This window comes from Apilactobacillus apisilvae, from assembly GCF_023380225.1.
GTDB lineage: Bacteria > Bacillota > Bacilli > Lactobacillales > Lactobacillaceae > Apilactobacillus > Apilactobacillus apisilvae.
The window spans coordinates 568,619-580,642 of sequence record NZ_CP093362.1 but is presented as its reverse complement, the minus strand read 5'-3'; the positions used below and the strand labels follow the sequence as shown (position 1 = coordinate 580,642).

10 protein-coding genes are annotated in these 12,024 nt (G+C 30.8%); all 10 read left to right on the top strand.

The window, feature by feature from the left end:
* Positions 1-17: 17 nt before the first annotated feature.
* Positions 18-974, top strand: coding sequence for a phospho-N-acetylmuramoyl-pentapeptide-transferase (gene mraY / locus MOO46_RS02905; RefSeq protein WP_249511520.1), 957 nt, complete (start codon positions 18-20; stop codon positions 972-974).
* 27 nt (positions 975-1,001) lie between these two features.
* Positions 1,002-2,384, top strand: coding sequence for a UDP-N-acetylmuramoyl-L-alanine--D-glutamate ligase (gene murD / locus MOO46_RS02900; protein WP_249511519.1), 1,383 nt, complete (start codon positions 1,002-1,004; stop codon positions 2,382-2,384).
* Positions 2,381-3,472 (top strand): undecaprenyldiphospho-muramoylpentapeptide beta-N-acetylglucosaminyltransferase, encoded by a 1,092-nt coding sequence (murG, locus tag MOO46_RS02895; protein WP_249511518.1) that lies wholly within the window; start codon positions 2,381-2,383, stop codon positions 3,470-3,472. Before murD ends, murG begins: the two co-directional genes overlap by 4 nt.
* A 13-nt stretch (positions 3,473-3,485) precedes the next feature.
* Complete coding sequence (locus MOO46_RS02890) at positions 3,486-4,325, top strand: cell division protein FtsQ/DivIB (protein ID WP_249511517.1); 840 nt, start codon at positions 3,486-3,488, stop codon at positions 4,323-4,325.
* 108 nt (positions 4,326-4,433) lie between these two features.
* On the top strand, positions 4,434-5,795 hold the full coding sequence (ftsA, locus tag MOO46_RS02885) for a cell division protein FtsA (RefSeq protein WP_249511686.1): 1,362 nt from the start codon (positions 4,434-4,436) through the stop codon (positions 5,793-5,795).
* Positions 5,796-5,824: 29 nt separating this feature from the next.
* Complete coding sequence (gene ftsZ / locus MOO46_RS02880; RefSeq protein WP_249511516.1) at positions 5,825-7,084, top strand: cell division protein FtsZ; 1,260 nt, start codon at positions 5,825-5,827, stop codon at positions 7,082-7,084.
* 41 nt (positions 7,085-7,125) lie between these two features.
* Positions 7,126-7,518 carry a cell division protein SepF gene (locus MOO46_RS02875; RefSeq protein ID WP_249511515.1) on the top strand — a complete coding sequence of 131 codons (393 nt, stop codon included), beginning with the start codon at positions 7,126-7,128 and terminating at the stop codon, positions 7,516-7,518.
* Positions 7,519-7,558: 40 nt separating this feature from the next.
* Positions 7,559-8,341 carry a YlmH family RNA-binding protein gene (locus MOO46_RS02870; protein WP_249511514.1) on the top strand — a complete coding sequence of 261 codons (783 nt, stop codon included), beginning with the start codon at positions 7,559-7,561 and terminating at the stop codon, positions 8,339-8,341.
* A gap of 17 nt (positions 8,342-8,358) precedes the next feature.
* Positions 8,359-9,003 (top strand): DivIVA domain-containing protein, encoded by a 645-nt coding sequence (locus MOO46_RS02865; protein WP_249511513.1) that lies wholly within the window; start codon positions 8,359-8,361, stop codon positions 9,001-9,003.
* A 216-nt stretch (positions 9,004-9,219) separates the two neighbouring features.
* Positions 9,220-12,021 (top strand): isoleucine--tRNA ligase, encoded by a 2,802-nt coding sequence (ileS, locus tag MOO46_RS02860; RefSeq protein ID WP_249511512.1) that lies wholly within the window; start codon positions 9,220-9,222, stop codon positions 12,019-12,021.
* The last annotated feature ends 3 nt before the right edge of the window (positions 12,022-12,024 follow it).

Genomic DNA, 12,024 nt, shown 5'->3' with positions numbered 1-12,024 from the left:
ATGGAATGTAATATATTATGATAAATGTTTTTTTACCGATAATCTTAAGTTTCTTAATAACGTTGATTTTTATGCCATCTTTGATTGGCTATTTTAGAAGAAAACATGAGGGTCAAATGATAAGGGAAGAAGGTCCAAAGTGGCACGAAAAAAAATCAGGGACACCAACTATGGGTGGACTTCTTTTTATTATTTCGATAATAATTGCTAGTTTGATTACTGGATTATTTATGCATAATTTTAATATGACAATTTTAATTTTGCTTTTTATATTAGTCTTATATGGACTTTTAGGAATGTGGGACGACAGCATAAAACTTTTTAGAAGACAAAATGAAGGTTTAAAAGCTTGGCAAAAACTTTTTGGTCAAATTATTGGTGGACTTGTATTCACTTTTGTTTATTCCCAGCATTTCCCAATGGCATTAAATATACCATTTTATGGTGATCTTAATATGGGATGGTTATATGTTATCTTTGTTATTTTCTATTTAACTGGTTTTTCCAATGCGGTGAATTTAGCTGATGGTCTTGATGGCCTTGTTTCCGGACTATCTATCATTGCTTTTGCAGCATACGGAGTTATTGCATATGCTCAACACCAAACCGACGTAGTGATTTTTTGTTCAGCAGTTGTTGGTGGTTTATTGGCATTTTTAATTTTTAATCATAAACCTGCCAAAATATTTATGGGCGATATGGGTTCATTAGCTTTAGGAGGTTCATTAGCTGCTGTTTCAATTTTATTACATCATGAATTATCTTTAATATGGATTGGATTAGTATTTGTTATTGAAACCCTAAGTGTAATGATCCAAGTTACTTCCTTTAAATTGACTGGAAAAAGAATATTTTTAATGTCACCTATTCATCATCATTTTGAGATGTTAGGTTGGTCAGAATGGAAAATTGATATTGTTTTTTGGTTAGTTGCAACCTTCACAGCTATTACAGGAGTAATGACTATTATTTAAAATTCTATATGATTAGAGGAATTTATTATGAAAAACATAAATAAATATACAAATAAAAATATATTAGTGTTAGGCGCTGGTAAAAGTGGTACTAATGCTGCCAAGTTGTTAATTAAATTAGGTGCTAAGGTAGTATTAAGTGACTCCAAAACCGAAGAACAAATAACTGATAAAGCGCTTTTAGAATCTATCGGAGTAAAAGTGCTTGCTGGCAAACAGTCTCCAGATATTTTGGCATCTAATGATTTTGACTTAGTTGTTAAAAACCCAGGTATTCCTTATGACACACCCATTGTTAAAAAAGCACAAGAATTAAAATTACCAATTATTGTGGAAGTTGAATTAGCAAGTGAAATTACTGATGCTGAATTAATTGGTGTAACTGGTAGTAATGGTAAAACAACAACTACTACTATGATTAACAAAATGTTGAATATGGAAAGAACTTCTGGAGAGTCCCGAGTTGCTGGTAATATTGGGGTTCCTGCTAGTAACGTTGCTGAAAAATCTAATTCAGATGATGATATCGTTATGGAACTTTCAAGTTTTATGTTATTAGGGATTACTGAACTACATCCACACATTGCTGTTTTAACTAATATTTTTTCTAATCACTTGGATTATCATAAGACTAGACAAAATTATGTAAATGCAAAAATGCGTATTACTATGAATCAAAATAAAAACGACTTTTTTATTGTTAATTTTGATAATGAAGAATGGCGATCTTTGAGTAAAAAAAGTAATGCTCAAGTCATTCCATTTTCTAGAAAAGGGAATTCTACCAAGGGTGCTTATGAAAAGGATGGAAAATTATATTTTAAAGATGAATATATAATGGATGCCCAAAACATTAGAATCCCTGGTGAACAAAATATTGAGAATGCTTTAGCTGCAATTGCTGTTGCAAAGATTAAGCAACGTTCTAATGTAGCAATTAAACATGTTTTAGAAACATTCGGTGGAGTTAGGCATCGTGTTCAATATGTTTTAGAAAGTGAAGATAGAAAATTCTATAATGACTCTAAAGCTACTGATATTGAAGCTACTCAAATGGCCTTAAGAGGATTTAATAAACCGGTAGTTTTGTTAGCTGGTGGATTGGATCGAGGATATAAGTTTGATCAATTAGTTCCTGATTTAAAAAAACATGTTAGCGGTATTGTTTTGTTTGGTGAAACTAGATACTTATTAGAAGATGCTGCCAAACAAGCGAATATAAAAAATATTAAATTAGTTAATAACTTAGATGAAGCTGTTCCATTGGCATACAAATTAAGTAATCAAGGAGATATTATATTACTTTCTCCAGCTAATGCTAGTTGGGATCAATTTTCAACTTTTGAAGTTCGTGGTGACCAATTTATAAAAGACGTAGAAAATTTAACTGGAAAGAAGGAAGAAAAATGAGGGTAATTATCTCCGGTGGAGGTACCGGTGGACATATATATCCAGCACTAGCATTTATTGAAGAATTATTAAAACAAGAGCCAAATTCTAAAATATTATATGTAGGTTCTACTAGAGGATTAGAAAAAAACATTGTTCCTAAAAAAGGCATTGATTTTAAAGAGCTAGAAATTCAAGGATTTAAACGTTCTTTATCTCTATATAATTTTAAAACGGTTGCTTTATTTCTAAAAAGTGTTCATAATTCCAAAAAAATAATCAAAGACTTTAAGCCAGATATAGTAATCGGAACTGGTGGTTATGTATCAGGTGCTGTTCTTTACGCTGCATCTAAAATGAAAGTTCCAACTATGATCCACGAACAAAATAGTGTGGTTGGATTGACTAATCGTTTCTTAAGTAAGCACGTAACTAAAATAGCGGTAGGCTTTAAGGATGCTATAAAACAATTTCCAGAATATAAAACTACATATACTGGTAATCCTAGAGCCCAACAAGTTGCTAATATGCACAGTGAATTTAAATGGTCTGAATATGATTTGAAAGATGATTTGCCAACAGTTTTAATTTTTGGTGGGAGTCAAGGTGCTTTAAAAATTAATAAAGTTGTTGAGGAATCAATGACAAATTTTAATAAACGTAGTTACCAAGTAGTTTTCGTTACTGGTTCTAATCGATATGCAGATGTTCAAGCTCAATTATCCAATACTAAGGTTGCTGATAATATTCGTGTTAAAAAGTATATATCTGATATGCCTAGTATTTTACCTAAAGTTGATTTGATAGTTGGTAGAGCTGGAGCTACTAGTTTAGCTGAAATTACTGCATTAGGAATTCCTTCAATTTTAATTCCTAGTCCATATGTTACTGCAGATCATCAAACTAAGAATGCTTTAAGTTTAGTTAAAAATGATGCTGCCTTAATTATTACTGAAGATGATTTGTCACCTAAAACCTTAATGAATAATATTGACTTTGTAATGCATGATGATGTAAAGAGAAAGCAAATGGCGGAAAACTCGAAAAAAATGGGATGCACAGATTCAGCTACTCAATTATTGAATTTAGCAAAGTCAATTATTAAATAAGAGGAAACCGTTTATGAAAGATTTTTTACAAGATCAATTTAAAAAATTTAAAAATTATTTTTCAAATTTGTTTAAAAATATCTCTTTTAAAGATGAAATTAAAAAATCTATTGATAAATTTTTTAATTTATTTAAAAAAATAAAGATAGGTAAAATAAAATTTAAATTAAAAAAGACTTTAATAATATTTATACCACTTATATTTGCACTTATTTTTTTGACCTATCTTATATCTCCATTAAGTAAGTTTGATTCTGTTCAGATTGATGGTAATGGTTACATTCCAAAAAATTATGTAAAAAAATTATTGAATGTTAACACTGGGGATAGTATTTTTAAAGTTGTGGGTCATAGGAAAAAAATAGTTAATAAATTATTAGATAATGATCACAGAATTAAATCAGTTTCTATTAGGATTCTCTCTTTTAATAAATTAATTGTTCAAGTTAGACCTTATAAAGAAATTGGTTATGAGACCAGAGGACTTGCACATTATTTAATATTAGAAAATGGTAGTGTTTCTAATTCTCCAATAGACAACCCTAACGATATTAAGCTTCCTTATATTGTTAATTTTAAGGACAGAGATAATTTAAAATCAATTATTGATAAATATATGAGTCTACCTAAAGATATTCGTGATAATATTAGGGTCATATCTTATGCTCCTACCAAAGTATATCCTGATGAATTGCATATATATATGAGGGACGGAAATAAGGTTTTAGTACTGTTGAGTAATTTTAGTTACAAAATGCAGTTTTATCGTTCTATTGCTACCAAATTAAAGTACAAGAGTATCATTAATATGGAAGTCGGCGCTTATTCATATCCGATAAATAAGCAAAAATAAGTGTCTTTAGAGTTAAAAAATAATATGTTAAAATTAAATTATAACTATAATTTATAAAAAACGAGTATTCTAACAAAAATTGAATCTTAATTGGAGGGTTCCTTTGGGATAATGAATTCTGAAATGTATGTTGGATTAGATATTGGAACTACATCTATCAAAGTTATCGTTGCTGAAAATGTTAAAGGACAGATGAATGTTTTAGGTTTAGGAAATGAACGTTCTGATGGTATTGACAGAGGGATAATTGTTGATATTGATAAAGCTTCCGAATCCATTAGAAGAGCTGTAGATCAGGCAGAAGAAAAATCTGGTATTAAAATTAATGATGTTATTGTCGGCATTCCTGCTAATCAATTAAAAATTGAACCTTGTAGTGGTATGGTTGCTATTTCTGATCAATCAAGAGAAATTTCTGATACAGATGTTAAAAACGTTACTGTGTCTGCAATGATTAAAAATTTACCACCTGAAAGAGAAATTGTTGACACATTACCTGATGAATTTATTGTTGATGGTTTTGATGGAATTAAAGATCCAAGAGGAATGGTTGGAGTTAGGCTAGAAATGAAGGGACGCATTATTACTGGTCCTAAAACAATTATTCATAACATCAGAAAATCAGTTGCTCAAGCTGGATTAAATCCTTCTGCAATTATTAATAGTCCATTAGCTCAGGGAATGACTATTTTAGATGATGGAGAACAAGATTTCGGAACGGTTTTGATTGATTTGGGTGGTGGCCAAACAACTGCTTCTGTAATTCATGATCATCAACTTAAGTTTACAACTGTTGATAGTGAGGGTGGAGAATATATTACTAAAGATATATCTGTGGTACTAAATACATCCACTGAAAGCGCTGAAAAGGTCAAACGTGATTATGGATTTGCTGATGCTATTGAAGCTTCAGAGGGCAATGAATTCCCTATTGAAGTAGTTGGACAAAGTCAGCCAATCAAACTATCGGAAAAATACTTAGCGGAGATTATCCAAGCAAGAGTTGATCAAATCTTTAATCGGATTTCTAAAACTTTGGCTAGTATTTCTGCATTAGATTTACCAGGTGGAATTGTTTTAACTGGTGGAGTAGCTGCATTACCAGGTATTTCTGAACTTGCAGCAGATCGATTTAATTCTAATGTTAGGGTTTATATTCCTAATCAAATGGGATTAAGACATCCTTCATTTTCTTTACCTTTGTCATTGGTAACATATCGTGCTAACATGAGTGAAATTCAAGTATTAGTACGTTCTTCTTTAGAAGGTAAAATTGTTAATGAAGATTATAATAGCAATGTTGAAGATGATAGCTTTATTCAAAATGATGCTTCTGATGATGAACATGAATCAGAAAACAATCATAATCAACCTGCCAATAATAATAAGAAGAAAAAGGGCATGGTTTCTAGATTAAGAAATGGTGCTAAAAATAAATGGCATGGCTTTTACAAAGAATTTTTTGAATAATTAAAAAGGATTAAACGGAGGAATTTTACATGGAATTTTCATTAGATTCTACAGAAGATCGCGGAGCAAAAATTAAAGTAATCGGTGTTGGAGGCGGTGGTAGTAATGCCGTCAATCGTATGATTGCTGAAGATGTTAAAGGTGTAGAATTCATTGTAGCTAACACTGATGTTCAAGCACTAAGCACATCTCAAGCTGAAACTAAAATCCAATTAGGGCCTAAATTGACTAGAGGACTTGGAGCAGGTTCAGACCCATCAGTTGGAACTAAAGCTGCTGAAGAAAGTGAAGAGGCACTTGCTCAAGCACTTGAAGGATCAGATATGGTATTTGTTACAGCTGGAATGGGTGGTGGAACTGGTAATGGTGCTGCTCCCATTGTAGCCAAAATTGCTAAGGATTCTGGTGCTTTAACAGTTGGTGTTGTTACTAGACCATTTACTTTTGAAGGACCTAGAAGATCTAAGTATGCTGCTGAAGGTGTTTCAGCATTAAAAGAAAATGTTGATACTTTAATTGTTATTGCCAACAATAGATTACTAGAAATTGTTGATAAAAAGACTCCTATGATGGAAGCTTTTCAAGAAGCAGATAACGTTTTAAGACAAGGGGTTCAAGGAATTTCTGATTTAATTACTAGTCCTGGTTATGTTAACTTGGATTTCGCTGATGTTAAGACAGTTATGCAAAATAAAGGTTCTGCTCTTATGGGAATTGGTTCTGCTAATGGTGAAAATAGAACTGCTGAGGCAACTAAAAAGGCTATTTCTTCACCATTATTGGAAGTTTCAATTGATGGTGCAAAGCAAGTATTATTAAATATTACTGGTGGACCAGATATGTCATTATTTGAAGCTCAAGATGCTTCAGATATCGTATCTCAAGCTGCAACTAGTGATGTTAATATTATTTTTGGTACTTCAATTGACGAAGATTTAGGTGATGAAATTAGAGTAACTGTAATTGCTACTGGAATTGAAACTACACCTGAAGAAATGATGAGTGGTAATAGAACCCAATCATCTAATACAAATAATAGTAGAATGATGGGACAACCTGGAAAGGTTGTTAGTCCAAGACATAATAAAGAATCTAAGAAGCCAGACAATGTTTCTAACGGACTTGATAATATGGATTCGGATAAGCCTAATAATAGTCGTTTTGCTAATGTTAAGAAGAAAGAATTTGATCCATTTGATGCTAATAATTCAGCTGATAATCAATCAGATGACAATTCTTCAAGTGATGATTTACCACCATTTTTCAAGTTCCGTCAAAAAAAAGATTAGCAGATTGAAACTTTCAACATTTCTTGAAAGGAATGAATTAAATGGCATCTAAATTTAGTTTTAGTAAATTTTTTGGTATGGATGAAGAAGAAATACCACAAAAACAAGACAATCATTCAATAAGAGATAAACAAAAGATAGTTTCTATTAATGATAATAAAAAAAGTGATAGTAAAATATCAGTTTTTGAACCTAGAATTTATTCTGATGTTAAGGTTATTGCTAAAAAATTAATTAATAACTATGCTGTAATTATTAACTTTGATAATGCTGATGATAAAACTACCAAAAGAATTATAGACTTTTTAAATGGTGTTATTTTTACTATTGATGGCAAAATTGAACGAATTTCCGAACTGGTCTTTTTATTTTCTCCACATAGTTATGATGTTGATGGTGAATTTAAGAAAAACATAAATCGAAGATTAAACTAAAATATTTAATTTGTTTTATAGAAGGAATTTGATTAATTAGATGAACAATAATGTTAAACAACATTTTAGAAAAGAAGAAAGTTCTTTTGTTGATTCAAGTGATGATTTAGCTAATGATTCTATAAATCAATATCGTCCGATATTAACTAAATTTTTAAATCCTAGAGAAATCTATATATTAAAAACTGTTGTTAATAGCTATTCAGGGCTTAATATTTCGACTTTTGGTGGGTATTATGGTTCTGAAATGAAAAGAGCTATTTTATACCCTGAATATTTTTCTCCAGAACAAGAAGATTTTAATGTTGTTGCTTTTAATATTGATTATCCAGAAAAATTTTCTAATTTAAAGCATAGTAAAGTATTAGGAACTTTAATGGGGTCTGGTATTGATCGTTCTACAATTGGTGATATTTTGACTGATGGCTGTAATTGGCAATTTTTGTGTACTAAAGAAATATCGGAATATTTGCAAATGTCTTTAGATAGAATTGGAAAAATTAAAGTATCTATTCAAAAAATTTCTTTAGACAATATCATTACTCCAGAAAATGATTGGGAAGAAAGACATTTAATATTGTCTTCATTCAGAGTGGATAATATTATATCTACTTCTTTTCATATTTCTAGAAATGATGCCAAGACACTAGTAAATCATAATAAAGTACATTTAAATTGGACTTTGCATGATCATCCTGATACTGAGATGTCAGTCAATGATGTTATTTCTGTTAGAAGGTACGGTAGGGTCAAGCTGGAAAGTAAAGATGGAGAAACTAAAAAGGGTAAAAGTAAAGCTTTTATTTCAATATTAAAAAAGTGATTTGGAGGAAATTTAAAATGGTACTTAGTCCACAAGATATTCACAATAAAGAATTTTCAGTAAAAATGAGAGGTTATAATATTGATGAAGTTAATGATTATCTAGATCGTATTATTAAAGATTATCAATTAACTTTAGAAGATAATGAAACATTGAAGAAAAAGTTAAATTCAGTAGATGAAAAATTAAAACAATACGATGGAATGAAAGATTCTTTAAATCAATCAATCATAGTAGCTCAGAATGCTGCTGATAATTTGAGAAGTGAGGCTAAGAAGGAATCTAAGACTATTTCTGAAGAATCACAAAAAAAAGCTAATAAGATATTGGATGATGCAACAACTAAGTCAAATAATATAATGAAAGATGCTTCTGAACGTGCTAAATCATTATTAACTGTTAATGATGATTTGCATAAAAGTACTTCTGAGTTTAAACAAAAAATTAGGACTTTATTACAAAGCCAACTTGATTTACTAGAAAATAATAAATGGGATCAAGTAATTAATTCTTCAGATGATAATTATGATAATGTTTTGAAAAAGGTAAATGAGCTTGACAATTATAAACAAGATAGCGTAAAATCTACAGGTAAAGATGAATTGAATGATAAAAAAGTAACAGTATTTTATCCAGATGGTTCATTTAATATATTTGAATAGTTTTGAGTAAGAGAATAGAAAGTTTGTATTGAAACATAAGCGAGCTAATGTATGGTGTGAGATTAGTTGTTAATCAATATATTTACAGATCATCTCTTTATTAATCTCAATATAATTAACTAAGATAGAATTATTTATTCTAAAATTGGGTGGTACCACGAAGACTTCGTCCCTTGCGATGAAGTCTTTTTTTATTAAAAAAGGAGTTGTTTGTTCATGCGAGTAAAAGATACATTAAATTTAGGAAAAACTAAGTTTAAAATGCGCGGTAATTTACCAGTTAAAGAAGTAGAACGTCAAAAAACATGGGAAGAAAACCAAGTATATGAATTAAGACAAAAGTTAAATCAAGGCAAACCATCATTTATTCTTCATGATGGACCTCCATATGCTAATGGTGATATTCATATGGGTCATGCGATGAACAAAATTTCAAAAGATTTTATTGTTAGATATAAGTCGATGAATGGATTTAGATCACCATATGTTCCCGGTTGGGATACTCATGGACTACCAATTGAACAAAAATTAACTCAAGCGGGTTATGACCGTAAAAAAATGTCAACTAATGATTTTAGAAAATTATGTCATGATTATGCTTTAAAACAAGTGGAACGTCAAAAAGATGAATTTAAACGTTTAGGTGTTTCAGCTGAATGGGACAATCCATATTTAACTTTAAAACCAGAATTTGAGGCAGCTGAAATTCGCGTCTTTGGTAAAATGGCTGAAAAAGGATTAATTTATCGTGGTAAAAAACCAGTTATTTGGTCATGGTCTTCAGAATCAGCATTAGCTGAAGCCGAAGTTGAATATCATGATATTACTTCTCCAACTGCTTTTTATGCTGAAAAAGTTATCGATGGTAAAGGAGTATTGGATGAAGATAATACTTACATGGTTGTTTGGACAACTACTCCTTGGACAATTCCAGCTTCTGAAGGGATTACAATTGATGCTGGATTCAACTATTCAGTTGTTAAACCAGAAGATGATGATCGACAATTTGTTTTAGCAACTGAATTAGTAGAAAAAGATGCTGAAACATTTGGCTGGAAAAATTATGAAATTGTTAAAACTGTAAAAGGTCAAGAACTTGAAGGTGTTCTTGCTCAACATCCATTTATGGACCGTAAGATCCTTACTATGCTTGGTGACTTTGTTACTATCGATACAGGTACAGGTTTAGTTCATACTGCTCCTGGATTTGGTGAAGATGATTACAATGTTGGTAAAGCTAATGGATTAGATATTTTTGTTGATGTTGATGCGCAAGGTTATTTGACCAAAGAAGCGGGGAAAGATTTTGAAGGTGTCTTTTATGATGATGCTAATGAAATCGCTTTGGATAAATTAAAAGAAAAGAATCTATTGTTAAAGGAAGAACCAGTTGTTCATAGTTATCCATTTGACTGGCGTACTAAAAAACCAGTTATTTATCGTGCAACTGATCAATGGTTTGCTTCCGTTGATAAGATTAAAGATAATATTTTAAATGCAATTGAAGATGTTGATTTTAAACCAGGATGGGGTAAAAAACGTCTTCATAATATGATTAAAGATCGTGGCGATTGGGTTATCTCTAGACAACGTGTTTGGGGAGTACCTCTTCCAATTTTCTATGGTGAAGATGGCGAAGCTATCATCACTAAAGAAACTACTAGTCATGTTGCCGACTTATTTGCTAAACATGGTTCAGATATTTGGTTTGAAAAAGAAGCTAAAGATCTATTACCTGATGGTTTTACTAGTGAACATTCACCAAATGGTAAATTTACTAAAGAAAATGATATTATGGATGTTTGGTTTGATTCCGGTTCATCACACCAAGGTGTCTGTGCTGAAAGAGACTACCTAACTTATCCTGCAGATTTGTATTTGGAAGGATCTGATCAATATCGTGGTTGGTTTAATTCTAGTTTAATTACAAGTGTTGCATATGATAACAAGGCTCCATACAAACAATTACTATCTCAAGGATTTACCCTTGATGGTAATGGTCATAAAATGAGTAAGTCACTAGGTAACACTATCGCACCAATTGACGTAATTAAGAAGATGGGTGCAGAAATCGTTCGTTTATGGGTAACCTCAGTTGATACTTCTGCTGATGTTCGTGTATCAATGGAAAACTTTGTTAAGGTGTCTGATTCATATAAAAAGATCAGAAATACAGTTAGATATATGTTAGCTAATACTTCTGATTTTGATCCTAAAGAAGATACTGTAGAATTTGCTGATATGGCACCTGTTGATCAATATATGCTGGTAAAATTAAATAAATTTATTAGTGAAGTTAAAAATGATTATGATAATTATGATTTTCTAAGTCTAAATCGTAAGTTACAATCATTCATTAACTCTGATTTATCTGCATTCTATCTTGATTTTGCAAAAGATATTTTATATATTGATGCAAAAGATAGTTTAAGTAGAAGATCTATGCAAACTGTTTTATATGATGCAGTTGTTTCTATTACAAAATTAATTACACCAATTCTTCCTCATACTGCCGAAGAAATTTGGCCATTCTTAAAAGAATCAGAAGATTTTGTACAATTATCTGAAATGCCAGAAGTTAAACATTTTGATAATGAAGATGCTATTTTCGATAATTGGTCACAATTTATGAAGCTTCGTGATGATGTACTAAAGGCTTTAGAAGAAGCCCGTGATGATAAATTAATTGGTAAAGCTTCTGAAGCTAATTTATCATTATATTTAAGTGGTGAAACTAAGTCATTATTTGATAAATTAGATGCAAATGTTCAACAAATCTTGATGGTTTCTCAAATGTCTATCGATACTATTGATAATGCACCAGAAGATGCACAAAACTTTAGAAATGAATTAGCTATTAAAGTTGATCATGCTGAAGGGGATACTTGTGAGCGTTGTCGTTTAATTAGTACTGATGTTGGATCTGATGCTGATTATCCTAAATTCTGTGGTCGTTGCGCTAAAATCGTTCGTGCAAACTTCCCAGAAACTGCATCTGAAGGATTTGAAGAAAAATAATAA

What these genes read in the sequence shown, in the direction of transcription:
- ileS (WP_249511512.1), top strand. Translation starts at nt 9,220, where the DNA reads ATGCGAGTAAAAGATACATTAAATTTAGGAAAAACTAAGTTTAAAATG.
- MOO46_RS02890 (WP_249511517.1), top strand. Translation starts at nt 3,486, where the DNA reads ATGAAAGATTTTTTACAAGATCAATTTAAAAAATTTAAAAATTATTTT.
- murG (WP_249511518.1), top strand. Translation starts at nt 2,381, where the DNA reads ATGAGGGTAATTATCTCCGGTGGAGGTACCGGTGGACATATATATCCA.
- murD (WP_249511519.1), top strand. Translation starts at nt 1,002, where the DNA reads ATGAAAAACATAAATAAATATACAAATAAAAATATATTAGTGTTAGGC.
- MOO46_RS02875 (WP_249511515.1), top strand. Translation starts at nt 7,126, where the DNA reads ATGGCATCTAAATTTAGTTTTAGTAAATTTTTTGGTATGGATGAAGAA.
- MOO46_RS02870 (WP_249511514.1), top strand. Translation starts at nt 7,559, where the DNA reads ATGAACAATAATGTTAAACAACATTTTAGAAAAGAAGAAAGTTCTTTT.
- ftsZ (WP_249511516.1), top strand. Translation starts at nt 5,825, where the DNA reads ATGGAATTTTCATTAGATTCTACAGAAGATCGCGGAGCAAAAATTAAA.
- MOO46_RS02865 (WP_249511513.1), top strand. Translation starts at nt 8,359, where the DNA reads ATGGTACTTAGTCCACAAGATATTCACAATAAAGAATTTTCAGTAAAA.
- mraY (WP_249511520.1), top strand. Translation starts at nt 18, where the DNA reads ATGATAAATGTTTTTTTACCGATAATCTTAAGTTTCTTAATAACGTTG.